The sequence below is a fragment of the Promicromonospora vindobonensis genome (assembly GCF_042685865.1).
Lineage (GTDB): Bacteria > Actinomycetota > Actinomycetes > Actinomycetales > Cellulomonadaceae > Promicromonospora > Promicromonospora vindobonensis.
In genome coordinates this window covers 1,082,489-1,106,219 of the sequence record NZ_JBHUOG010000002.1, presented here as the reverse complement: position 1 = coordinate 1,106,219, position 23,731 = coordinate 1,082,489, and the positions used below count along the sequence as shown (strand labels likewise).

At 71.1% G+C, this 23,731-nt stretch carries 18 protein-coding genes; 14 read left to right on the top strand and 4 right to left on the bottom strand.

Annotated elements, in window-relative coordinates:
• From ACFS27_RS18145 to ACFS27_RS18130, 4 genes are all read left to right on the top strand, one after another.
• Positions 1 to 1,959 carry a heavy metal translocating P-type ATPase gene (locus tag ACFS27_RS18145; protein WP_377185610.1) on the top strand — a complete coding sequence of 653 codons (1,959 nt, stop codon included), beginning with the start codon at positions 1 to 3 and terminating at the stop codon, positions 1,957 to 1,959.
• Positions 1,960 to 2,099: 140 nt separating this feature from the next.
• On the top strand, positions 2,100 to 4,832 hold the full coding sequence (locus ACFS27_RS18140; protein WP_377185608.1) for a glycoside hydrolase family 97 catalytic domain-containing protein: 2,733 nt from the start codon (positions 2,100 to 2,102) through the stop codon (positions 4,830 to 4,832).
• A 97-nt stretch (positions 4,833 to 4,929) separates the two neighbouring features.
• The gene (locus ACFS27_RS18135) at positions 4,930 to 6,369 is read left to right on the top strand and encodes a glycerophosphodiester phosphodiesterase family protein (RefSeq protein ID WP_377185606.1); all 1,440 of its coding nucleotides are present in this window, start codon (positions 4,930 to 4,932) and stop codon (positions 6,367 to 6,369) included.
• Positions 6,370 to 6,500: 131 nt separating this feature from the next.
• A complete protein-coding gene (locus ACFS27_RS18130) occupies positions 6,501 to 7,445 on the top strand; it encodes a DUF808 domain-containing protein (protein ID WP_377185604.1) in 945 nt (314 codons plus the stop codon).
• Here ACFS27_RS18130 and ACFS27_RS18125 read toward each other — a convergent pair.
• Together ACFS27_RS18125 and ACFS27_RS18120 are read right to left on the bottom strand one after the other, a co-directional pair.
• Entirely contained in the window at positions 7,435 to 8,250 is an 816-nt protein-coding gene (locus ACFS27_RS18125; RefSeq protein WP_377185602.1) for a GNAT family N-acetyltransferase, read from the bottom strand. The two genes, ACFS27_RS18130 and ACFS27_RS18125, sit on opposite strands and share 11 nt — an antisense overlap.
• A gap of 73 nt (positions 8,251 to 8,323) precedes the next feature.
• A complete protein-coding gene (locus ACFS27_RS18120; RefSeq protein WP_377185600.1) occupies positions 8,324 to 9,370 on the bottom strand; it encodes a LacI family DNA-binding transcriptional regulator in 1,047 nt (348 codons plus the stop codon).
• 131 nt (positions 9,371 to 9,501) lie between these two features.
• Here ACFS27_RS18120 and ACFS27_RS18115 point away from each other — a divergent pair, with 131 nt between their 5' ends.
• The 4 genes from ACFS27_RS18115 to ACFS27_RS18100 are packed head-to-tail and all read left to right on the top strand — an operon-like array spanning position 9,502 to position 15,460.
• Complete coding sequence (locus ACFS27_RS18115; protein WP_377185598.1) at positions 9,502 to 10,821, top strand: ABC transporter substrate-binding protein; 1,320 nt, start codon at positions 9,502 to 9,504, stop codon at positions 10,819 to 10,821.
• A 7-nt stretch (positions 10,822 to 10,828) separates the two neighbouring features.
• Positions 10,829 to 11,758, top strand: coding sequence for a carbohydrate ABC transporter permease (locus tag ACFS27_RS18110; RefSeq protein WP_377185596.1), 930 nt, complete (start codon positions 10,829 to 10,831; stop codon positions 11,756 to 11,758).
• Positions 11,755 to 12,582, top strand: coding sequence for a carbohydrate ABC transporter permease (locus tag ACFS27_RS18105; RefSeq protein ID WP_377185594.1), 828 nt, complete (start codon positions 11,755 to 11,757; stop codon positions 12,580 to 12,582). Before ACFS27_RS18110 ends, ACFS27_RS18105 begins: the two co-directional genes overlap by 4 nt.
• A 13-nt stretch (positions 12,583 to 12,595) precedes the next feature.
• Complete coding sequence (locus ACFS27_RS18100; RefSeq protein WP_377185592.1) at positions 12,596 to 15,460, top strand: alpha-L-rhamnosidase; 2,865 nt, start codon at positions 12,596 to 12,598, stop codon at positions 15,458 to 15,460.
• Here the strand turns inward: ACFS27_RS18100 and ACFS27_RS18095 are convergent.
• The gene (locus ACFS27_RS18095) at positions 15,457 to 16,212 is read right to left on the bottom strand and encodes an SDR family NAD(P)-dependent oxidoreductase (protein ID WP_377185590.1); all 756 of its coding nucleotides are present in this window, start codon (positions 16,210 to 16,212) and stop codon (positions 15,457 to 15,459) included. The two genes, ACFS27_RS18100 and ACFS27_RS18095, sit on opposite strands and share 4 nt — an antisense overlap.
• A 172-nt stretch (positions 16,213 to 16,384) precedes the next feature.
• Here ACFS27_RS18095 and ACFS27_RS18090 point away from each other — a divergent pair, with 172 nt between their 5' ends.
• From ACFS27_RS18090 to ACFS27_RS18065, 6 genes are all read left to right on the top strand, one after another.
• Positions 16,385 to 17,746 (top strand): glycoside hydrolase family 125 protein, encoded by a 1,362-nt coding sequence (locus ACFS27_RS18090; protein ID WP_377185588.1) that lies wholly within the window; start codon positions 16,385 to 16,387, stop codon positions 17,744 to 17,746.
• Positions 17,743 to 18,630, top strand: coding sequence for a carbohydrate ABC transporter permease (locus tag ACFS27_RS18085; RefSeq protein WP_377185586.1), 888 nt, complete (start codon positions 17,743 to 17,745; stop codon positions 18,628 to 18,630). The genes ACFS27_RS18090 and ACFS27_RS18085 overlap by 4 nt, the downstream gene beginning before the upstream one ends.
• On the top strand, positions 18,627 to 19,577 hold the full coding sequence (locus tag ACFS27_RS18080) for a carbohydrate ABC transporter permease (protein ID WP_377185584.1): 951 nt from the start codon (positions 18,627 to 18,629) through the stop codon (positions 19,575 to 19,577). Before ACFS27_RS18085 ends, ACFS27_RS18080 begins: the two co-directional genes overlap by 4 nt.
• 26 nt (positions 19,578 to 19,603) lie before the next feature.
• Complete coding sequence (locus ACFS27_RS18075; RefSeq protein ID WP_377185582.1) at positions 19,604 to 20,869, top strand: ABC transporter substrate-binding protein; 1,266 nt, start codon at positions 19,604 to 19,606, stop codon at positions 20,867 to 20,869.
• Positions 20,870 to 20,982: 113 nt separating this feature from the next.
• On the top strand, positions 20,983 to 22,029 hold the full coding sequence (locus ACFS27_RS18070; protein WP_377185580.1) for a glycoside hydrolase family 76 protein: 1,047 nt from the start codon (positions 20,983 to 20,985) through the stop codon (positions 22,027 to 22,029).
• 63 nt (positions 22,030 to 22,092) lie between these two features.
• Positions 22,093 to 23,187, top strand: a complete 1,095-nt coding sequence (locus tag ACFS27_RS18065; RefSeq protein WP_377185578.1) for a GntR family transcriptional regulator — start codon at positions 22,093 to 22,095, stop codon at positions 23,185 to 23,187.
• 36 nt (positions 23,188 to 23,223) lie between these two features.
• Here ACFS27_RS18065 and ACFS27_RS18060 read toward each other — a convergent pair whose 3' ends face one another.
• Positions 23,224 to 23,670, bottom strand: coding sequence for an HNH endonuclease signature motif containing protein (locus ACFS27_RS18060; protein ID WP_377185576.1), 447 nt, complete (start codon positions 23,668 to 23,670; stop codon positions 23,224 to 23,226).
• Positions 23,671 to 23,731 lie beyond the last annotated feature (61 nt).

Here is a 23,731-nt window from a genome sequence, read left to right as displayed (position 1 = left end):
GTGGGCCAGTTCCGCCGGCTGTTCTGGATCATGCTCGTCCTGGCCGTGCCGGTCGTCGCGTTCTCCGACATGTTCGCGATGCTCCTCGGGTACCAGCTGCCGGACGCGACCTGGGCGAACGCGGTCTCGCCGCTGCTCGGCACCGTCATGTACGTGTGGGGCGGCTCGCCGTTCCTCACGGGGGCTGTCGGCGAGCTCCGGTCCCGCAAGCCGGGGATGATGCTCCTGATCGGGCTCGCGATCACCGTCGCGTTCGTCGCCTCGCTGGGGGCCAGCCTCGGCCTGCTGGACCACCAGCTCGACTTCTGGTGGGAGCTCGCGCTCCTGATCGTGATCATGCTGCTCGGCCACTGGATCGAGATGCGGTCGCTCGCCCAGACGACGTCGGCCCTCGACTCCCTCGCGGCCCTCCTGCCGGACGAGGCCGAGCGCGTGGACGGCGACCAGATCGTCACGGTCGCCCCGGCGGACCTGATGGTCGGCGACGTCGTCGTCGTGCGGCCGGGTGGCAGCATCCCCGCCGACGGACGCGTCGTCGAGGGGCAGGCCGAGATGGACGAGTCCATGGTGACGGGCGAGTCGCGCACCGTCTCCCGCGGCCAGGGCGATGCCGTGACGGCCGGGACGGTCGCCACCGACTCCGGGCTTCGGGTCGAGGTGACGGCCACCGGCGACGACACCGCGCTGGCCGGTATCCAGCGGCTGGTCACCGAGGCGCAGAGCTCGTCGTCGCGCGCACAGCGCCTGGCGGACGTCGCGGCCGGCTGGCTGTTCTGGTTCGCCCTCGGCGCCGCCGCGGTCACCGCGGTGGTCTGGTCCCTCGTGGGTCTTCCGGACGACGCCGTCATCCGCACCGTGACCGTGCTCGTGATCGCCTGCCCCCACGCGCTCGGGCTCGCCATCCCGCTCGTCGTCTCGATCGCCACCGAGCGGGCCGCCCGCGGCGGCGTGCTGGTCAAGGACCGGCTCGCGCTCGAGAGCATGCGCACCGTCGACACCGTGCTGTTCGACAAGACCGGCACCCTGACCAAGGGCGAGCCCACCGTCGCAGAGGCGCAGCCCGCCGGCGACGTCGACGGCGACACGCTGCTGGCACTCGCCGCCGCAGCGGAGTCGGACAGCGAGCACCCGCTGGCGAAGGCGATCGTGCGCGCCGCCCAGGACCGTGGGCTGACGGTTCCCCGGGCCTCCGGGTTCTCGTCGTCGCCCGCCGTCGGGGTCACCGCCACGGTCGACGGGCGCGAGATCCGGGTCGGCGGGCCGCGTCTGCTCGAGGAGAGCGGCCAGGCCGAGCTGTCGGTGGCCGACGCCTGGCGTGGTGACGGGGCGATCATCCTGCACGTCCTGCGCGACGGGGCGGTGATCGGCGGCATCAAGCTCGCGGACGAGGTGCGCGGCGAGTCCGCCGACGCCGTCCGGAGGCTCCACGACCTGGGCGTCCAGGTGGTCATGATCACCGGCGACGCCGAGGCGGTCGCCCGGTCGGTGGCCGACGAGCTGGGCGTCGACCGGTACTTCGCGGGCGTCCGCCCGGAGGACAAGTCGGCCAAGGTCCAGCAGCTGCAGGCGGAGGGCCGGAAGGTTGCGATGGTCGGCGACGGGGTCAACGACGCCCCGGCGCTGGCGCAGGCCGACGTCGGCATCGCGATCGGTGCAGGCACGGACGTGGCCATCGCGTCCGCCGGGGTCATCCTCGCCAGCGACGACCCGCGGTCGGTCCTGTCGGTGATCGAGCTGTCGCGGGCCAGCTACCGCAAGATGAAGCAGAACCTGTGGTGGGCCGCTGGGTACAACCTGATCTCGGTGCCGCTCGCCGCCGGGGTCCTGGCGCCGGTCGGGTTCGTGCTCCCGATGTCGGTGGGCGCCATCCTGATGTCGCTCTCCACCGTCGTGGTGGCGCTCAACGCCCAGCTGCTGCGCCGGCTCGACCTCCGGCCTGGCGGCCGAGCCGGGCAGTGAGCGCCTGCGCTGGTGGTTCGTGCCCGCCAGGGATCCTCGCTCATAGGTCTGATCAAACGGTTGACCGGGCCGACCAGGTTCTTTAGCCTGACCGACGGCGCACCGGGCGCCGTGCACATTCCGGAGTCAAGGGAGACCTCGTGAAGCTCGTACCCGCGCGCCGCTTGGCGGTCCGTGCAGTGACAGCGGTGTCAGCCCTCGCGCTCATCGCGAGCGGCCTGGTCGTCGTGGGGAGCGCCGCGAGCGCGTCCCCCGCGACCGTCACCGACGACACCGATGCCGATACGCAATGGCGGGTGGGCGGCCCGCGGAGCTCCGACCTGGACGGGGTGCTGCGCCTGGACGGGGCCGGGGAGGTGGCGCTGGACGTCGTCGCCGGCGGCGAGACGGTGCTCTCGGCCACGCGCCTGGGCCTGCGCGGGAGCGACGGCGACCTCACGACCGGCCTGACGTTCGTGGACCGGCAGGACCGCACGGTCTCCGACTCGTACACGATGACGACGGGCAAGAGCACGCGCCGCTCGTACGTCCACGAGGAGTCGGTCTTCACGTTCTCGGACGCCGACGGAGCGCGCATCGGCATCGCCGTACGGGTGTCCGACGACGGGGTCGCCTACCGCTACCTGGTCGACGGCGCCGGTGAGCACCGGGTGGACGAGGAGTCCGGCGCCTGGGAGCCGGCCACGGACGGGCCCGCGTGGATGCAGCGGTCGTACGCGGTCAACTACGAGGCGGAATGGACCACCACGACGGCCGCTGCGGGCAACGGCGGCGCCAGCGTCGGCTTCCCCGTGCTCTTCCAGCAGGCCGACCGGTACGTGCTGGTCACGGAGGCCGACCTGCACGGCGACTACTCCGGAGCGCACCTGACGCACACGCCGGGCTCGCTGCGGTACGACGTCGACCTGTTCGAGAGCCGGCCCGTCACCTCGACCGGCGACCTGTCGACGCCGTGGCGGGTGGCGATCGTCGGCGACCTGCCCGCCGTCGTCGGCTCCAGCCTCGTGGACGACCTCGCCACCCCGAGCGAGCTCGACGGGCGGGACACGTCCTGGATCAAGTCGGGCCGCTCGAGCTGGAGCTGGCTGACCGACCCGGGCAGCCCGCGCGACGAGGCTCGGCAGCGCGACTTCGTCGACCTGGCGGCGCGCAACGGCTGGGAGTACGTGCTCCTGGACGAGGGCTGGGACGCGAGGTGGGTGCCGCGCACCGTCCGCTACGCCCACACCAAGGGTGTCGACGTCATCGCCTGGTTCCACAGCCGTGACCTGCGCACGCAGGAGCAGCGCGACGAGTGGCTGCCGCGCCTGAAGTCGTGGGGCGTGAGCGGTCTCAAGGTCGACTTCATGGATTCCGACTCGCAGGAGATCCACCGCTGGTACGACGACGTCTCCCGCGACACCGCCCGGTACGAGCTGATGATCAACTTCCACGGGTCGGCCCTGCCGACCGGTATGCAGCGCACGTGGCCGCACATCATGAGCTACGAGTCGGTGCGCGGCATGGAGAACGGGATCAGCCCGGAACGCAGCCTCATCGTGCCGTTCACGCGCAACGTCACCGGATCGATGGACTTCACGCCCGTGGTGTTCTCCCGCGACAACGACAAGACGTCCAAGGCGCAGCAGGTCGCGATGAGCGTCGTGTACGAGTCGGGCTGGCAGCACATCTCGGACAAGCCTGAGGGGTACGCGGACGAGCCGAACGCCATGCCGTTCCTGCAGAACCTCCCCACGAGCTGGGACGAGGTGCGGCTGCTCAGCGGGACGCCGGGGCAGGACGCGGTGCTGGCCCGCCGGTCGGGGGACCGATGGTTCGTCGGCGGTATGCGCGCGGGCTCCGGCGAGCCGCTGCGCCTGCCGCTGGACGGCCTCGCCAGAGGCGGTCAGGACGTCGTCGTCGACCTGCTCGCCGACGACGGCGCGAACGGGTCCGCCACAGTGCACACCACGGTCCGGGCAGCGACGGGGGAGACGCTCGAGGTCCCGACCGCGAACAACGGCGGGTTCGCCGCGGTGGTGTGCCCGGCGACCGAGGGCCGCAGCACCTGCCTCGAGCCCGTCGAGGCGCGGCCCCAGGCAGCGCTCGCCGTCGAGCCGGTGCAGGCCGACGTGGAACCTGGCAGCACGGTCGAGGTGGAGGCCACGTTCTCGGTGGCCGACCGCGACGTCACGCGCGTGCGGCTGACCCCGCAGCTGCCGGACGGCTGGACGGCGGACCAGGGCACCCGGACCGTCACCCGGCTCTCCGCTGGTCAGGACGCCCGGATCACCTGGCAGGTGCGCGTCCCGGAGGACGCGACGGGTACGCACGAGGTGCCGGTCGTGGTCACCTACCGCGCCACGGGTGATGCCGGTGCGGCGGGCGACTCGGGCACCGGTCGCTACACAGCGGCGAACCAGGCCACGCTGTGGGTGACGCCGCCGGCGCTGACCGGGGACCATCACCTCTCCGACCTCGACTGGATCGAGCAGTCCAACGGCTACGGCCCGGTCGAGCGTGACGCGTCGAACGGCGAGGCCGGCGCAGGGGACGGGCAGCCGATCACCCTCGCCGGCGTGACCTACGCCAAGGGCGTCGGTATGCATGCCCCCGGCACCCTGACCGCCTGGCTCGGCGGCACGTGCACGACGTTCCGTGCGGTGGTCGGCATCGACGACGAGGTGACCGGGCCCGGATCGGTCCGGTTCCATGTCTACGGTGACGGCGTCCTGCTGGCCGAGACCCCGGTGCTGACCGCGGCCGACGGAGGCGTGCCGCTCGACGTCGACGTCACCGACGTCCGCCGGCTGCGCCTGGCCGTCTCCGAGGGCGGCGACAACAAGAACTTCGACCACGCAGACTGGGCCGACGCTCGCGTCGAGTGCGGGTGAGCCCGCGGGCCTGAGCGCCTGAGGGTTCAGCGACTGTTCAGCCACGCGCCGCGTCGTCTTCGCCGCGGCGCGTGGCTGCGACGCGAGAGTCACAGCCATGAACCCACGCATCCGCATCCGCGCAGGAGCCGTCGTCTCCGCGGCCGCCCTGGTGCTGTCCAGCACGGTGGTCTCCGTCGTCGCTGCACAGACGGGCACGCAGCAGACCGGAACCCAGCGTGCCGTTGGCGGCGGCACGCCCGCCGACCGCGCCTACCGGGACCTGCTCGACCACGGTCCGGACGCGAGGATCCTCACCGCGGCGCACCGCGCACAGTGGCGCTCGGCTCCCGAGAACAGCGTCCCCGCGATCCTGGCGGCGTTCGAGGACGGCGCCGAGATCGTCGAGCTGGACGTCCGGCTGACCGCCGACGGCGTTCCCGTCCTGATGCACGACACCACGGTGGACCGCACCACCGACGGCACCGGCCGCGTGGACAGCCTCACGCTGGCTCAGGTCCAGCAGCTCCGGCTCAAGAAAGGGCTGGGCGGGGCCCAGGCGGAGCTCACCGACGAGCGGGTCCCGACGCTCGCGCAGGCCATGCGGCTCGCCGAGGACCGCGGGCTGGTCAACCTCGACAAGGGCTGGCCGTTCCGGGAGGAGATCTGGGACGTGCTGGTGGAGACCGGCACGGTGCGCAACGGGCTCTACAAGTCGGACGCGCCGGTCGACCAGGTCCAGGAGTTCCGCTCGACGCACCGCGGCGCCGTCTATCTGCACATGATCACCGACGCGAACCTGGCGGCGGTCGAGGAGTTCGGCGACGACCAGCCGGTCGCGTACGAGGTGAACTTCGACGCCGCCACCGACGCCGTCGCGCGCCGGCCGTTCCTGGACCGGGTCGCGGCCCGGAGCCGCGTCTGGAGCAACACGATGTGGAACGGCCTGTCGGAGCGTATGACCGACGAGGCCTCGCTGATCGACCCGCTGCGGGGCTGGGAGACGCTCGTGCGCAGCTACAACACCACGATCTTCCAGACCGACGACGTCGTGAAGCTCGAGCGCTGGCTCGGCACCGGCACCGGCGACCCCCTGCCGCGCGGCGCCGTGCGCGTCCAGGCGGAGGACTTCCTGCCCGGGGAGGGCGTCGGCTACCACGACCTCGACGCCGCCAACCGCAGCAACCTACAGATGCGACCCGGCGAGGGCGTCGACATCCAGGACGTCGACGGAGCGGTCAGCCTCGGCTGGATGCGCGGCGGCGAATGGCTCACCTACGACGTCGAGGTCCCGCGCGACGGCACGTACGAGCTGTCGGTGCGGGCCTCGTCGCCGTACTCGCCTGCCGGTGCCTACACGGTGTCGTTCGACGACGGCGCGCCGAGCGCCCCCGTCGAGGTGTGGAACACGACGAGCCACGCGAAGCAGGAGCTCCAGCGCAGCGGCGTGACCCAGCGGCTGACCAAGGGCACGCACACTTTGCGGCTCGCCCTGCCGGAGGACGCCTACCAGAACTGGAACCTCGACTTCGTCCAGCTCGACCCTGTGCGGCGCTGACGCACGTCACCGCCACGGTCCCGGACACACGAACGCACCGGGCGTCCGATGCCAGGCAACCGGCCGTGATTGCATAAGGTGCGGGGCATGACGACACATCGATCGGAGCGGGGTGCACCGTGGGTGGCCTGATGGGACTGCTGGACGACATCTCCGTGCTGGCAAAGCTGGCCGCGGCGTCGATCGACGACGTCGGCGCGGCCGCGGGCCGGGCGACCGCGAAGGCGGCGGGCGTCGTCGTGGACGACACCGCCGTCACGCCGCAGTACCTGCGCAGCGTCGCGGCCAAGCGTGAGCTGCCGATCGTCAAGAAGATCGCGATCGGTTCGATCCGCAACAAGCTGCTCTTCATCCTCCCGGCCGCGCTGCTGCTCAGCCAGTTCCTGCCGTGGCTGCTGCCGATCATCCTCATGATCGGTGGCACCTACCTGGCCTACGAGGGCGCGGAGAAGATCTGGCACAAGGTCTCGGGTCACCACGACGCCGTGCTGCCGGCCACGGAGGTCAGCCCCGAGGCGGAGAAGAAGATGATCGCGGGCGCTGTCCGCACCGACCTCATCCTGTCCGCCGAGATCATGGTGATCGCGCTCGCCGAGGTGGCCACCGAGCCCTTCTGGTCCCGGCTGGCGATCCTGGTCGTGGTGGCGTTCGTCATCACGATCATCGTCTACGGCATCGTCGCGGCCATCGTGAAGATGGACGACGTCGGGCTACGGCTGGCCGAGAACGACTCCGGGTTCTCCAAGACGCTGGGCCGCGGGCTCGTCAAGGCGATGCCACGGGTCCTCGCGGTCATCTCGGTGGTCGGCACCGTGGCCATGCTCTGGGTGGGCGGGCACATCCTGCTGGTCAACCTCGGGGTGGACGGCACCGGCTGGGTGCCGGCGCCGTACGACTGGGTGCACCACCTCGAGGTGGCGATCCACGACGGCACCGGCGCGCTCGGTGGCACGCTCGGCTGGCTGTTCAACACGCTGTGCTCGGCGATCGTCGGCCTGATCGTCGGCGCCGCCGTGGTCGCGGTGATGCACCTGCTGCCGTCCCGCAAGAAGAAGGACGAGCCGGTCAGCCACTGACCGGTGTGCCGCCTCTGCTGTCCGGCGTGCGTACGGTGCCGAACGTCAGGCGCCGGCGCAGCCGGAAGCCGAGGCTCTCGTAGAGCCGGATCGCGTTCGTGTTGCCCGCCGAGGCGTGCATCATGGCGCGCGCGCCGCGCTCGTGGATGTGGTGGACGACGTCGAGGACCAGGCGCGAGGCCAGACCCTGCCCGCGGTACCGCTCGTCGGTGGCGACGGCGCTGATCTCCGTCCAGCCGGTGGGCGCCAGACGCTCGCCGGCCATGGCCACGAGATGCCCGTCGCGCCGGATCCCGACGTAGCGGCCGAGCAGGTAGGTGCGGGGCAGGAACGGTCCCGGCTGCGCGCGCGCCACCAGGTCCAGCATCTCGGGGACGTCGGCGGCACCGAGGACCACCGCTTCGTCGTCGGGCCTGCCGTGCAGACGGTCGGTCTCGACGAGCTGGACTCCTTCGAAGGGATCGCTGCGGACCCAGCCCGGCGGCAGCACCACCGGCTCGGGCGGCGCCGGGAACTCGGCGCCGTACCCGACGAGGTCGAGCACCGCGTCCCAGACACCAGGGTCGTCCCAGGTCCGGACGGCGGCGAACGGCGAGACGTCGGCAGGGTACCGGCGGGCGAGGTCGCCGCCCTCGGCCAGGTGGGCGTGCGCTCCCGAGAGCGCGGACCAGGCAGGGTTGTCCAGCACGGGATCGTCCAGCACGGGATCGTCCAGCTGAGGCGTGTCGGTCACTGCGTCGGCCACCGGCGGCACGCCGCCGTGGGCATCGTCCTTGGCGCGGCGGTCCGTGTCGATGATGCTCATGCGAGGTCTTCGGACGAGAGGTTCACGTCCACCCCAACGGGCGACCGGCCGGGCGCATTCCGGCCGGACCTGCTCACGGGCGCGGGGACCCCGTGCTCGACCGGCGGGCGCGGAGCTCGGTCGCGATCTCGAGCTGCACCGCCTCGGTCCGCCCCTCCAGCCGTTCCAGCAGCAGGCGTGCCGCTTCGTGCCCCATGGCCACGCCGCTCTGGTCCACGCTCGTGAGCGAGACGAGCGGGTGGCGGGCGATCGGGATGTCGTCGTAGCCGACGACCGCGACGTCCTGGGCGCCCAGCCCGGCCTCCGCGACGGCGCTCAGCACGCCGATCGCCAGGGTGTCGTTGCCCGCGAAGACCGCCGTCGGGGGCTCGGGGGACTCGAGGAGCGCGTGGGTCGCCGTCCGGGCCTCCGAACCGTCGAACAGGGTGTGGACCACCGTCGGCTCGAGGCCGAGCGCGCGCATGCGCTCGCGGTAGACGGTGGTACGGATGACGTGCGGCTCGTCACCGGCCTGACCCGCCCACGGCGGTTCGGGTCGCGAGGGGTGGATGGTGAGGTGGGTGATCCTGCGGTGGCCGAGCTCGACGAGGTGCGACATCACCTGCTCGGCGCCGGACCGGTCGTCCCCGGTGATCGTGTCGTAGCGGTCGGACCTGTCGTGCCGCCCGATCATCACCACGGGAGTGCCTTCTGCGATCCGTTCGAGCCACGCGGGGTCGACGCGCGGCGAGATGGCGACGATGCCGTCGACCTGGCGGTCCGCGAGGCTGTTGATCGCGACGTCGCCCTTCTGGTCGCGACCGAGCGGGGCGATGATCAGCTGGTACGGGGTCGCGGCGAGCGCCTCGGTCGCGCCGTCGACGATCATCGTGAGGAAGTCGTTGCCGACCTGGGGGATCTCGAACCCGAGAGTGAAGCTCGCGCCGCGCATCGCCCGGGCGGCCACGCGCGGGCGGTACTGGAGCCGTTCGATGGCGGCCTCGACCTGGGTGCGCATGCGGTCGCTCACGCCGTACGCGTTGCGGATCACCTTGGAGACGGCCGCCCGCGACACACCCGCCTCGCGGGCGACGTCCTCGATCGTGGACGGCCTGCCCGGCTTGGGTTCTGCTGAGGTCACGGCTCTGTTCCCGATTCTGTAGATCGGTTGACACTCTACAGCGGCCCTCGCTAGCGTGGAACCGCTGAAAGGATTCATCGAGGGAGTGTAGATCGCTCTACGATCCTTTCGCTCTACAAGGAGGTAGAGAGATGTCTTCTGCAGTTCGTGAACGGAGCACTCGTCGTCGCGTGGCGGCGGCCGCCGCAGCGGTCCCGTTGCTCGTCCTCGCCGGTTGCTCGTCGTCCGCCGCGGACGGTGGCACCACCGAGATCACGTTTCTCACGAGCAACGACGCCCCGAACCCCGAGACCGCCGAAGCCCTGGCCGAGGCCTTCGAGGCCGAGAACCCCGACGTGCGCGTGAGCGTCGAGATCCGCCCGGGCGGTACCGAGGGCGACAACCTGGTCAAGACGCGGCTGTCCACGGGCGAGATGGCCGACGTCTTCTACTACAACTCCGGGTCCCTGCTCCAGGCGCTCAACCCGGACTCGTCCCTGGTCGATCTGAGCGACCAGGAGTGGGTCGGCTCGCTGACCGAGGAGTTCCGGCCCGTCGTGAGCACCGACGAAGGGACCTACGGCGCACCGCTGGGCGCTTCCTTCGCCGGCGGTGTCGTCTACAACAGGTCGGTCTACGACGAGCTCGGGCTGGAGGTCCCGGAGACCTGGGACGAGTTCATGGCGAACAACGAGCAGATCGCCGCGGAGGGCGACGGTGTCGCGCCGGTCATCCAGACCTACGGCGAGACGTGGACGAGCCAGCTCTTCGTGCTGGGCGACTTCGCCAACGTGCTCGCCGTCGACCCGGAGTGGGCCGAGCAGTACACGGCGCACCAGCGCTCCTACGCCGAGGAACCCGCTCTGCTCGGGTTCCAGCACCAGCAGGAGGTCGCCGAGGCGGGGTACTTCAACGAGGACTTCGCCTCCGCGACGTTCCCGGACGGCGCCCGGATGATCGCCGAGGGCGAGGGCGCGCACTACCCGATGCTGTCGAGCGTGGTCCAGACGATCATGCAGAACACCCCGGACGGTGTCGACGACCTCGGCTTCTTCGCGCTCCCCGCCCCCGAGGCGGAGCACACCAGGGCGACGATCTGGCAGCCGAACGCGGTGTACGTCCCTGCGTCCACGGAGGGCGCTGAGCTGGAGGCGGCGAAGAAGCTCGTCGCGTTCGTCAACAGCGACGCCGGGTGCGACATCCAGAACGAGCTGCTCGTGCCCGCCGGCCCGTACGCAGGGACGTGCGAGCTGCCCGACGACGCCCCGCCGATGCTCGCCGACATCCAGGCGTACTTCGACGAGGGGGCCACCGCGAACGCGCTGGAGTTCCTCAGCCCGGTCAAGGGCCCGAACCTGGAGAAGGTCATGGTCGAGGTCGGCTCAGGCATCCGCAGCGCTGAGGACGCCGCCGCGTTCTACGACCAGGACGTCGAGAATCAGGCCAAGCAGCTCGGCCTCGAGGGATGGTAGGGGAGGGATGGTAGCGGCGGTCACGACCGAGGTCCGGCCCGGCAGGCGTCGCCGTCGTGCGGCGGGCTCCACCTCGGCCACCCAGCGCAGCATCTACCCGTCGTGGTTCTACCTGCCCGCCGCGGCGCTGTACCTGGTGTTCTTCGCGGTCCCGACGTTCGCCTCGTTCTACTTCAGCCTCACCCGCTGGACCCTGTTCGACACGGAGTTCATCGGCCTGGAGAACTACGTCCAGTTCTTCTCGGAGCCGCAGCTCTCACAGGGCTTCGTGAACACGCTGGTGTACGGCTTCGTGACGTCGGGTGCCAAGGTGGTGCTCGGGCTCGCGCTGGCCGTGCTGCTCACCTCGCAGCTCGTCGGGCGCGGGTACCTGCGGTCGGTCGTGTTCTTCCCCGTGCTCGTCTCGACGATCGGCGTCGGCATCACGTTCAAGGCGCTGCTCGACCCGTTCGACGGTGTCGTCAACACGATGCTCGCCGCGTTCGGCATCGACGGGCCCGGGTGGTTCACCGACCCGAACCAGGCGCTCCTGACGATCGCCGCCGTCGACGTCTGGAAAGGGCTCGGTATCGCCACGCTCATCTACATCGCGGGGATCGTCGCGATCCCGCAGGAGTACTACGAGGCCGCACGGGTTGACGGCGCGAGCCGCTGGCAGCAGTTCCGTTCCATCACGCTGCCCCTGGTACAGCCCGCCACGGCGACCGTCATCATCCTCTCCCTCATCGGCGGGCTGCGGTCGTTCGACCTGATCTGGGCGACCACGGGCGGCGGCCCCGGGTTCACCAGCGACGTCATCGGGTCGGTCATCTACAAGCAGTACCAGGCGGGCTTCTACGGGCTGTCCACCGCGGGCAACGTGATCCTCTTCCTGGTCGTGACGGCGGTCATGGTGCCGATCTCGATGCTGCTGAACCGGAAGGAGGTCGACCGATGAGGCGCACCGGATCGTGGGTCGCCGGCCTGGTGGCCATCCTCGCGTCGGTGGTGGTCTTCCTCGTCCCGTTCGCGTTCATCTTCCTCACGGCGTCCAAGGACGCGGCGTCGGCGTCGCGGCTCGAGTTCTCCTGGCCGCAGGACTGGGCGTTCGCCGAGAACCTCGCCGAGGTGCTCGCCACACGCGACGGCATCGTCGTGCGGGCCTTCGTGAACAGCACGGTGCTGACCGTCGTCAGCGTCGTGATCATGGTGCTCCTCGCGGCGATGGTCGGGTACCTGCTGCAGCGCCGTCGTTCGCGGCTCAACCCGGTCGTCAATTTCTTCGTGCTGGCCGGCCTCATCGTGCCGCCCGCCGTCGTCCCGACGATCTGGGTGCTGCAGCGCCTCGGGCTGTTCAAGACCATGCCCGGCCTCATCCTCATCGAGGCGACGTTCGGGCTGTCTTTCTGCATCCTGCTGTTCCGCGCGTTCGTCGCGACCATCCCGCGCGAGCTCGACGAGGCGGCCATCATCGACGGCGCGGGGCCCCTGCGGCTCTTCTTCTCCGTCATCCTGCCGCTCCTGCGGCCCGTGATCATCACGGTCGTCGTGGTGCAGGCGGTGGCCGTGTTCAACGACTTCACGAACCCCCTGTACTTCCTGCCCGGGGACGAGAACGCGACCGTCCAGCTCACGCTCTACAACTTCCAGAGCCAGATGGTCAGCCAGTTCAACCTGCTGTTCATGGACATCCTGCTGATCACCGTGCCGCCCCTGGTCATGTACATCTTCTTCAACCGCCAGATCGTCGCCGGCATGACGTCCGGCGCGGTCAAGGGCTGAGAGAGGTTCACCTGTGAACAACGATTCCCCGAGTACGACGGCGGTCAGCCGTGTGCGCGTCGAGCGCCGCACCGACGGCGACTTCGCCGACACCCCGAACCCACGTCTGAGCTGGACCGTCGAGTCCGCGGTGCCCGGCTGGTGGCAGGCGGGCGCCGAGGTACGGCTCGACGGCGGACAGGCCGGCGAGCGCGTGGCACGCCTGGACACCGACGAGTCCCGGTTCGTCGCGTGGCCGTTCGAGCCGCTGCGACCGCATGCCCGGCACACCCTCCAGGTGCGTGTCACGGGCGTGGACGGCGGGACGTCGCCCTGGAGCGAGCCCGTCACCGTGCACGCGGTGTTCCTGGCCGACGGCGAGTGGGCGGCCCCGTTCGTCGGGCTGGCCCCCGCGCAGGACGGGGCCGCAGGGCCTGCCGCGCCCGGCCTGCTCCGCACCGAGCTCGACCTCGGCGCCGACGTCGCCCGCGCGACCCTCTACGCGTCGGCCCACGGCGTCTACCAGGTGGAGATCAACGGGCAGGACGTCGACGACGCCCTGCTCAAGCCGGGCTGGACCGCCTACCAGCACCGCCTGGTGCACGAGGCGACGGACGTGACGGCGCTGCTCCGCGCCGGCGCGAACGCCGTCGGCGTGCGGCTGGCCGGGGGCTGGTGGACCGAACGGTACGGCTTCCACGGCGCGGCCCGGACCTTCTACGGGGAGCGGCCCGCCGTCGCGGTGCAGCTGCACGTCGAGCTCGCCGACGGGACGACCAGCGTCCTGACGACGGGACCGGACTGGCGCGGTGCCGCTGTGGGCCCCGTCGTGGCGAGCGGCATCTACGCGGGCGAGCGGATCGACGCGCGTCGCGCCCTGCCCGGCTGGAGCGGGCCGGGGTTCGACGACTCGGCGTGGCCCCGCGTCGACGTGCACCCGTCCGACGTGGTGCCGGAGCCGGCCATCGCGGAACCCGTGCGGCGGGTCGACGAGCTCGCCGTCCAGGACGTGATCACCACGCCGTCGGGACGGACCGTGCTGGACTTCGGGCAGAACCTGGTGGGCAGGCTCCAGGTGCGTGTCACGGGCGAGCGCGGACAGGTGGTCACGCTCCGGCACGCCGAGGTGCTGGAGGACGGCGAGCTCGGCGTCCGCCCGCTGCGGCTCGCGGCCGCCACGGACCAGCTGGTGCTCTCGGGGGAGGAGGACGTCTTCGAGCCGGAGTTCACCTTCCACGGCTTCCGCTACGCCGAGATCGACGGCTGGCCGGGCGAGCTCGACCTTTCGACGGCCCGTGCGGCGGTCACCGCCGTCGTCATCAGCAGCGACATGCGGCGCACCGGCTGGTTCGAGTGCTCTGACGAGCGCGTCGACAGGCTGCACGAGAACGTGGTCTGGGGCATGCGCGGCAACTTCGTCTCCCTGCCCACCGACTGCCCGCAGCGCGACGAGCGCCTCGGCTGGACCGGCGACATCCAGGTCTTCGGCCCGACGGCGAGCTACCTCTACGACAGCGACGCGTTCCTCGCCTCGTGGCTGCGCGACGTCGCCGCTGAGCAGGCCGCGCGCGACGGCGTCTGCCCGATCGTGGTGCCGATGGTGCTGCCGTTCGGCGCCAAGCCGGCTGCCGCCTGGGGCGACGCCGCCACCGTTGTGCCGACCACGCTGCTGGAGCGGTTCGCCGACCGGCGTGCCCTGGCCGAGCAGTACCCGAGCATGCGGGCCTGGGCCGACGTGCTGGTGGGCCTGGCCGGCGACCGGCTCCTGTGGGAGGGCATGTTCCAGTTCGGGGACTGGCTCGACCCGGACGCACCCCCGGACGACCCGGCCGGCGCGAAGACCGACCCCGACATCGTGGCGAGCGCCTACGTGGTGCGCTCGCTGCAGCTCGTCACCGCGGCCGCGCGCGAGCTGGGCGACCCGGAGGCCGCCGGGACGTACGGCGACCTCGCCGAGCGGGCCCGGCTGGCCTGGGTCCGCGAGTACACGACGCCGGCCGGGCGGGTGGTCTCCGACGCGCAGACCGCCTACGCGCTGGCGATCACGTTCGACCTCGTGGACGCGGCGACGCGAGCCACGATGGGCGACCGGCTCGCCTGGCTCGTGCGCCGGGCGGGCTACCGCATCGGCACCGGGTTCGTGGGCACGCCGATCATCCAGGACGCGCTGACCTCGACCGGCCACGCCGACGTCGCGGGGCGCCTCCTGCTCCAGACCGGCGTGCCGTCCTGGCTGTACGCCGTGACGATGGGGGCGACGACGGTCTGGGAACGGTGGGACAGCATGCTGCCCGACGGGAGCATCAACCCCGGCGAGATGACGTCGTTCAACCACTACGCCTTCGGTGCCGTCGCCGACTGGCTGCACCGCACGGTCGCCGGTCTCGCCCCGGACGCGCCCGGCTACCGCAGGCTGCGGGTCGCGCCGGTCCCGATCGCGGGGCTGGACCACGCCTCGGCACGCTACGAGACCGCGTACGGGACGGCAGAGGCCGGCTGGGCGGCGCACGGCGGGCAGATCGTGGTGCACGCCGTCGTACCGGCGAACACGTCGGCCGTGATCGTGCTGCCCGGAACGGTCGACGGCGAGATCCAGGTGGGGTCGGGCCGCCACGAGTGGACTGTCCCCGACCCCCGGCAGCAGGCGGTGCCCCAGCCGGTCACCCTCGCCTCGACGCTCGGCGAGATCGCCGACGACCCGGAGGCGTACGCGGTGGTGCTTGACGCCGTCGACGCCCTCGCCGGGAAGTGGGACGGCAACCTGCGCTCGCTGCAGGAGTGGACCGACCAGCGCACCCTGGGGGACGAGCTGGTGCGGCTCCCGCCCGCCGCGCCCGAGCGTCTGCGGACGGTGCTCGACGAGCTCAACTCCCGCCGGGCGGCGCCGGCAGCTCGCTAGACGGAGTCCTTGGTGATGCTCCAGCCGCCGTCGACCGGCAGCTCGACACCCGTGATGTACGAGGCGCGGTCGGAGCAGAGATAGGTGATGGCATCGGCCACCTCGGACGCCTCGCCAAGGCGTCCGAGGGCGGTCGCCCCCGCGGCACTGGCCCGGTCGGCCTCGCCGACGCCGTCCCAGTGGGGCGTGAGGACCGGTCCCGGCAGCACGCTGTTGACCCGCACGGCGGGGGCGTACTCCGCGGCGAGCTGCCGGGCGAGCCCGGTCATCCCCGCCTTCGACGAGGCGTAGGCGGCGCGGCCGGGGAGCCCGAAGCGCGCGTGCACGGACGAGACCATGACGATCGCGCCGCGACCCGACGCCGTCAGGTCGGGGAGCAGCGCCCGGGTGCCGAGATAGGCGCCGGTGAGGGTGACCCGGAGCTGGTGCTCCCAGCTGGACAGCGGCGTGTCCTCGAGCGACGCGACCCTGGTGGCGTAGGCGTTGTTCACCAGGATCTGCGGCGGGCCCAGCTCCGACCGGCAGGCGGCGGCCGCCGCGGTCCAGGCCGCCTCGTCGGCGACGTCCATGACCGACGCGGCGGCTCGGTGGCCCGCGGCGCGCAGCTCATCGCGGAGCTCGAGCACGGTGGGGGAGATGTCGACGAGGAAGAGGTCGGCGCCCTCCTCCGCGAGCCGCCAGGCGGTCGCGGCACCGATGCCCCTGGCAGAGCCGGTGACGACTGCCGTGCGCCCGTCCAGGTCGCGTGCCATGGCTGGTGCCTCTCGTCGATGGGCGGTTCTCCGGCAGGCTACCTGGGGCACGCTCGATGCTATTACCCCTATTGAGATACGTTGACATAGTGGTAATCCGTTCGTACGCTGCTCGGCAGGCCGGACCAACGTCGGTTCGGCCGATCAGGAGACGAACGATGGGGTTCGGACTATGACGCTCGGCAGAACTGTGGGATCGGGCCCGCCCGCCCTGTACACCCGTGAGATCCTCGCCGGGCTCGTCACCGCGGTGGCCGACCGGCTCGGCGACCGTGTCGCGGACGCCGTCGGACGCTGCATGTCGGACACGCTCGCCCGCACGATCACCCGGCACCCCGACGGCACGGCGTTCGTGATCACCGGGGACATCCCGGCGATGTGGCTGCGGGACTCCACCGCGCAGCTCGCACCCTTCCTGCATCTCGCCGCTGCGGACGAACGGCTCGCGGACACGATCGCGGCGGTGTCACGGCGGCAGCAGTCCTCGATCCTGCATGACGCCTACGCCAACGCGTTCAACGACGGGCCCACCGGGGCAGGGCACCGGGACCGCACGGGGCAGTCGGACGGCTGGCAGTCGGCGTGGGTGTGGGAGCGCAAGTACGAGATCGACTCCCTCGCCTACCCGGTGCAGCTCGCCTACGACCTGTGGTGCGCCACCGGCCGGACGGACCACCTCGGCCAGTTCGGGCAGGTCGCGCGCACGGTCGTCGAGCTGTGGCGCGCCGAGCAGCGGCACCACGAGGGTTCGCCGTACACGTTCGAGCGGACCGACTGCCCGCCGTCGGACACCCTGGTCCGCGCCGGACGCGGACCGGAGGTCGCGTTCACCGGCATGACCTGGGCCGGGTTCCGGCCCAGCGACGACGCCTGCCGGTACGGCTACAACGTGCCGGGCAACGCCCTGGCCGCCGTCGCGCTCGGCTACCTGGGCCGGATCGCGGCCGAGGTCCTGCACGACGACGTCCTGGCCGACGACGCCGCCACGCTGCGGTCCGACCTCGAGCGCGGCATCCGAGAGCACGGCGTCGTCCCCGGCCCGGCCGGCCATCCGGTGTACGCGTACGAGGTGGACGGCCGCGGCGGGGTGTTCCTCGGCGACGACGCCAACTCGCCCAGCCTGCTCTCCCTGCCGATGCTGGGCTGGTGCGCCCCCGACGACCCGCTCTACACGGCCACGCGTGACCTGATCCTCAGTGACGCCAACCCGTACTACTACAGCGGCACGGCGGCGTCCGGCATCGGCAGCCCGCACACACCTGCCGGGCACGTCTGGCCGATCGCCCTGGCGATCCAGGGCCTGACCACCACCGACCCGGACGAGTGCCACCGGCTCCTCGACCTGATCCTGGCGACCGACGCGGGGACCGGCGCAGTGCACGAGTCGTTCCACGTCGACGACCCGGCCACCTACACGCGCGAGTGGTTCTCCTGGGCGAACGCGATGTTCTGCGAGCTCGCCCTCCAGGCCGCCGGCCTGCGCACCTACCACCGTCCGGTCAGCGCACCCACCGCGGAACGGGCAGCCCGGTGAGCGCCGCCGTCAGCGCCACCCGGCGCCAGCAGACGATCAGCGCGTGGATCTTCCTCGCCGTGCCGGTGGTGCTGTTCGTGGTCTTCCTCCTGCTCCCCGTCGTCATGGCGATCGGGCTCAGCCTCACCGACTACGCCGTCATCGGCGACTTCGAGTGGGTCGGGCTCGCGAACTACGCGCGCATCGTCGACGATCCCATCTTCTGGGTCTCCGTCCGCAACACCGCGTTCTACACCGTCCTGTACGTACCGGCGGGCCTGGTCGTGGCCCTCGGCACGGCTCTGCTGCTCAACCGCAGCACCCGGGTGTCCCGGGTCTTCCGCACGCTGTTCTACATCCCGGTCGTCTCGTCCACCGTCGCCACCGCCGCCATCTGGTTCTGGCTGCTGAACCCGCAGTACGGCCTGCTCAACGCCGTGCTCGGCTGGTTCGGCATCGACGGGCCGGCCTGGCTGTACGAGTCGCGCTGGGCCATGATCGCCATCGTCATGATGAGCGTCTGGGCCGGCTTCGGCGCCAACATGATCATCTACCTCGGCGCGCTCCAGGGCGTCCCCGGCGAGCTCGTCGACGCCGCCAGGGTCGACGGCGCCGGAGCTCTCCGCGTGTTCTGGCACGTGACCCGGCCTGCCATCTCGCGGGCCACGTTCCTCATCCTCACACTGCTCCTGATCGCCGCCTTCCAGGTGTTCGACCAGGCCTACGTGCTGACCAAGGGCGGACCCGGCAACTCGACCCTCACCCTCGTCTACTACATCTACGACCGCGGGTTCGGGCGGCTCGAGATGGGCTACGCCTCGGCGCTCTCCTTCGTGCTGTTCCTCGTCATCCTCGCCTTCTCCATCGCCAACGCCCGAGCCACCGGACGGGAGAACGACCGATGAGCGCCCCCACCACGCCGGCCCCCACCAGGCCCCTCCCTGCACCACCCGTACCGGGCGCCGCCGTGCTGACCACCAGGCCGCTCACCGCCCGCGCGGTGCTCGGCAGGTCCGTGTGGACGCTCGCGGTGGTGCTGATCAGCCTGACCACCGTGATGCCGCTGATCTGGACCCTGTCCACGTCGCTCAAGCCCGAGGGCGAGATCCTCTCGTCCTACCTCCAGTTCGTGCCCGACAACCCCACCCTCGCGAACTACGTGACCCTGTTCACCGACGGGCCCTTCGGCCGGTACCTGGCCAACTCGGCGATCATCGCGCTGGGCGGCACGGTAACGAACCTGTTCTTCGGCGGCCTGGCCGGGTACGCCCTGGCCAAGCTCACCTTCCGGGGCCGCGGCGTCGTGTTCTCCCTGTTCCTCGGGTCGATGATGGTGCCGGCCATCATCACGATGGTCCCCACCTTCCTGGTGCTGCGCCGGTTCCCGCTCGTCGGCGGGAACGACCTGTTCGGCGAGGGCGGAGCCGGCTTCATCAACAGCTACGGCGCCGTGCTCATCCCGTTCGCCGCCGGGCCGTTCGCGGTGTTCTTCATGCGCCAGTTCTTCCAGGCGCTGCCCGACGAGCTCGGCGACGCCGCGCGCATCGACGGCGCCAGCGAGTTCCGCATCTTCTGGAACGTCTACCTGCCGCTGGCCAGGGCGGGCCTCGCCGTGCTCGGCGTGCTGACGTTCCAGGCCGGCTGGAACAGCTTCCTGTGGCCACTGATCGCCCTCAACGACCCGGAGATGCTCACCGTCCAGGTGGGCCTGGCCGGGTACGTCAACGAGTACCAGACCGAGTACGGGCCGCTCCTGGCCGGCACCATCCTCGCAAGCCTGCCGGTCCTGCTCGTCTTCGTCTTCGCCCAGCGCTACATCATCGAGAACTTCGCCCACTCGGGAACGAAATGAGCGACACCCTGCAAAGGAGCAGAGTCATGAAGCGTGCAACACGGTACGGAGCACGGATCGCCGGGGCCCTCGTCACGGCAGCAGTTCTGGCCGGGTCCCTGAGCGCCTGCGGCAGCGCGTCCGACGACGGTGCGGGCGGCGGGCCGGAGGAGGTCACCTTCTGGGGTTCCTGGTCGGGGGACCAGGCAAAGCAGCTCCAGAAGCAGGCCGACGCCTTCAACGCCGCGCAGGACGAGTACGAGGTCACGTACGTGGGACAGGAGCTCGTCGAGGAGAAGCTGCTGACGGCGCTCGCGTCCGGCAGCGTGCCCGACGTCGTCCTGTGGGACCGGTACAGCACCCCGCTGTACGTCCCGAAGAACGCCCTGGCGCCGATCGACGAGTACCTCGAGGCCGATGGCGTCGACGTCACGCAGTTCTACGACCAGGCGATGGGAGAGCTCGTCGTCGACGGCGGGACCTACGGCCTGCCGCTGCTCGTGGACAACCGGTCCCTCTTCTACAACACCGACCTGCTGAAGGCGGCGGACGTCGAGCCGCCGACGGACTGGACCTCGCTCCAGGCAGCGGCCGAGGCCGCCACCGAGGAGGAGGGCGGCAAGCTGAGCATCGCCGGCTTCGCGTTGGACGACCCTGGCCTGTTCAACATCTGGCTGAAGCAGGCGGGCGGGCAGATGTTCGGCGACGACGGTGCCACCACGGCGTTCAACAGCCCAGAGGGCCTCGAGGTGCTCGAGTTCTGGCAGGACCTGCTGGACGCCGGCGTGTACGAGCCAGGGTTCGGCGAGGGCGTCGACTCGTTCGCGGAGGGCAAGCTGGCGCTGAAGTACGACGGGCCGTGGGCGCTCACCGCGCTGGACGAGGCCGACGTGAGCTACGGCATCGTGCAGCCGCCGGTGGGCCCTGCCGGCGACCAGGGCGCCGGCATGGGAGGGTTCGGCCTGGTCATCCCTGAGGGCGCCCAGAACCCCGACGGCGCGTGGGAGTTCATGAAGTGGTGGACCACCGAGCCGGCCAACAGCGTCGACTTCGCGAAGATCTCCGGCTGGATCCCCGCGAACATCGAGGCGGCGAACGACGAGTACTTCACGCAGGACGACCGGTACCAGGCGTTCATCGAGACGATGGAGTACGCCGAGGTGCGCTCCAACATCCCCGGCGCGTCCGACGTCGAGGGCAAGGCACTCATCCCGGCGCTGGAGAAGTTCCTGAGCGGCGAGACCGACGCGGCCACGGCCCTGAAGGAGGCGCAGGAGCTCGGCGACCGGATCCTCGCCGACAACGCACAGTGACGACGCGCGTGCCACGCGCAATGACGACGCGCGTGCCACGCGCAATGACAACGCGCGTGCCACGCGCAGTGACAACGCGCGTGCCACGCGCAGTGAGGACGCTCGACGTACCCATGGACAACCCGAACCCCTGGCCCGCCCGCGCCGACCTGGCCCAGCGGAGCCTCGACCACTTCTTCGGTGCTGCCGAGCCGCAGCTGCTCGACAACACCTACCCGGTCGGGGACAACTCGACGTTCAACTACTGGTGGCTGGCGCACGTCCTGGACGTGCGGCTCGACGCGTACGGCCGCACCGGGGACCAGAAGTGGCTCACGGCGGCGGACGCGACGAACGCCAACCTGCGCGGCCGCAACGGGGGGTCGCTGTTCAACGACTACTTCGACGACATGCTCTGGTACGCGCTGGCCCTGGAACGGCTGGCGCGGGCGACGGGACGGGCCGAGCCCCTCGACGACGCCCGCGCCATCTGGGAGCACGTCGTCGAGCACGGGTGGAACGACACCCACGGCGCGAGCGTCGCCTGGCGCAAGCAGCAGCCGTACTACAAGAACACGCCGGCCAACGGCCCGTTCGCGATCCTGTCGGCCCGCCTGCACCAGCACGAACCGGACCAGCGGTACCTCGACTACGGCACGGTGGCCTTCGACTGGATCACGAGCACGCTCGTCGGCCCCGACGGCTTCGTCGAGGACGGGATCAACCGCGAGGGCGACGGCCGCATCGACACCCAGTGGCGCTTCACCTACAACCAGGGCCTGTACATCGGGGCGGCCGTCGCGCTGGACGAGGTCCTGCGCGAGCCGGAGCTGGTCGGCCGGGCGCTGCGCACCGCCGTGACGGCGGTGCGCGAGCTCGCGCCGGACGGCGTCGTCGGCAGCGAGGGCGCCGGGGGAGACGAGGGCCTGTTCAAGGGGGTGCTCTACCGGTACCTGGGTACGCTCCTGGACCGGATCGGCCCGACGTCCCCCGACGCCGCTCCGCTGCTGGACTTCGTCCGCACGAGCACGGACCGCCTGTGGGAGACGGGACGCCGCGACGGATACCTGCTGGCGGGCGACGACTGGCGCAAGCCGGCGGAGCCGCCGGTGTTCTACTCGACCCAGCTCAGCGCCGTCATGGCGCTCGAGCTGCGCGCCGGCGTCGAGGCGCGTCGGTGACCCAGATTGTGCAGCGGGTCACGGTAGATTCATTGGCCAGGTCCGACCGGTGAAAGGGCACCTGTGAGCCAGCCGCTCTACCTCGAGGTGTACGAGAAGCTCCGCGATGCGATCCACGCAGGCACGTACCGTGTCGGCGACCGGATGCCTGCAGAGGCCGAGCTGACCAAGCAGCTGGGGGTCAGTGCCATCACGCTCAAGCGTGCGATGGACCTGCTGCGCGCCGACGGCTACATCACGCGCAGGCCCCGGCTCGGCACCATCGTCGTCAGCGAGGCCGCCACGACCACGGTCAGCACCGGCAGCGGCCCCACGCCCCTGATCGGCTGCGTCCTGACGGACTTCGACGACACCTTCGGCACGCGGGTGCTCGCCGGGCTGCTCGACGCGTCGAGCACCGTCGCGAACGTCGTGGTCAAGCGCAGCCTCGGCAACCGCGAGGCGGAGGACGACATCGTGCGGGCACTCGTGGCCGACGGCGTCCAGGGGCTGATCCTCGAGCCGAGCTCGTCGCAGTACGTACCCCCTGCGGTGCTGGAGCTCATCACACAGTCGTTCCCCGTGGCCATCCTCGACCGTGTGTTCGACGGCGTACCGGTCTCGTCGGTCTGCTCCGACAACGTCTCGGCGGGGCGGCAGGCCGCCGACGTCCTCTTCGCGTCGGGGTACGACCACGTCGGGCTGGTGTCGGCGGCAAGTACCGTCTCGACCGTGCAGGACCGGCTCGACGGCGTCGTCGACGCCCACGCGACCCGGCACGTCCCGTTCGACCCGGCGCACCAGTTCCGGCAGGTTCGGTCGACGGTTCCCGGGAGCGGAGTCTCGCCGGACGACGACCTCGCAGAGCTCGAGAAGTTCCTGAGCGCCAACCCGGGCCTGACCGGCCTGGTCGCCACCGAGTACAACATCGCCGTCCTGCTGCGCGAGGCCGCGCTGCGCGCCGGCCGGACGGTGCCGGACGACCTCGGCATCGTCTGCTTCGACCACCCGGACGCCTTCTACGACCAGGCGCGGTACCGGTTCACCCACATCCGGCAGGACGAGGCGCGGATGGGGCACGAGGCGGTCGACCTCGTCCTCGCCCAGATTCGTGACGCCGGGCAGGTCACCAAGGTCACGCTGCCGACCGAGCTGGTGCCGGGCAGCTCGACGCGCTGAGCTCGTCGCGCCCACACGCGCGTGCCTGCGGCTCACTCAGAAGGGCGGCCTACGGGTGACGGGCGGACCGGTGGGTCGGGTCCGTGCTGTATCGGTGGGTCCTGTCTCGGTCGGCACCACGCCCGGCTCGGTGGTGGCGTAGGGACGCGGCAGCGACCGGCCGGTCAGGGCGCGGAGGGTGAGGTCGTAGCTGGTGTCGGGGTCGACCTGATCGAGCGCGACGCGCAGATCCAGCACCGTTGGTCGCCGGTCGTGAACGTGGCCGGTCGGGGCGACCCAGGTCGTGACACCACTGACGGGGTCACGGACGACGCCCCAGCCCGCATGCGTCTTGAGCAGATGGTGCTTGCGGCACAGGGGCTGGAGGTTCTGCGCGCGGGTCTGACCGGGGGTTCCCTGAGGCTGGGATGCGTGGTCGTGGTCGAAGGGTTGGATGTGGTCGAGGTCGCCCCAGACGGCCGGGGTGTCGCACGTCAGGAACATGCAGGTCTCGTCTCTGGTCTCGACCGCGGTGCGGAGGACCTTGCCGGGTTGGTAGGTGGTG

What these genes read in the sequence shown, in the direction of transcription:
- ACFS27_RS18105 (WP_377185594.1), top strand. Translation starts at nt 11,755, where the DNA reads ATGAGGCGCACCGGATCGTGGGTCGCCGGCCTGGTGGCCATCCTCGCG.
- ACFS27_RS18080 (WP_377185584.1), top strand. Translation starts at nt 18,627, where the DNA reads ATGAGCGCCCCCACCACGCCGGCCCCCACCAGGCCCCTCCCTGCACCA.
- ACFS27_RS18060 (WP_377185576.1), bottom strand. Translation starts at nt 23,670, where the DNA reads ATGTTCCTGACGTGCGACACCCCGGCCGTCTGGGGCGACCTCGACCAC.
- ACFS27_RS18110 (WP_377185596.1), top strand. Translation starts at nt 10,829, where the DNA reads ATGGTAGCGGCGGTCACGACCGAGGTCCGGCCCGGCAGGCGTCGCCGT.
- ACFS27_RS18090 (WP_377185588.1), top strand. Translation starts at nt 16,385, where the DNA reads ATGACGCTCGGCAGAACTGTGGGATCGGGCCCGCCCGCCCTGTACACC.
- ACFS27_RS18115 (WP_377185598.1), top strand. Translation starts at nt 9,502, where the DNA reads ATGTCTTCTGCAGTTCGTGAACGGAGCACTCGTCGTCGCGTGGCGGCG.
- ACFS27_RS18095 (WP_377185590.1), bottom strand. Translation starts at nt 16,212, where the DNA reads ATGGCACGCGACCTGGACGGGCGCACGGCAGTCGTCACCGGCTCTGCC.
- ACFS27_RS18070 (WP_377185580.1), top strand. Translation starts at nt 20,983, where the DNA reads ATGGACAACCCGAACCCCTGGCCCGCCCGCGCCGACCTGGCCCAGCGG.
- ACFS27_RS18075 (WP_377185582.1), top strand. Translation starts at nt 19,604, where the DNA reads ATGAAGCGTGCAACACGGTACGGAGCACGGATCGCCGGGGCCCTCGTC.
- ACFS27_RS18130 (WP_377185604.1), top strand. Translation starts at nt 6,501, where the DNA reads ATGGGACTGCTGGACGACATCTCCGTGCTGGCAAAGCTGGCCGCGGCG.
- ACFS27_RS18125 (WP_377185602.1), bottom strand. Translation starts at nt 8,250, where the DNA reads ATGAGCATCATCGACACGGACCGCCGCGCCAAGGACGATGCCCACGGC.
- ACFS27_RS18135 (WP_377185606.1), top strand. Translation starts at nt 4,930, where the DNA reads ATGAACCCACGCATCCGCATCCGCGCAGGAGCCGTCGTCTCCGCGGCC.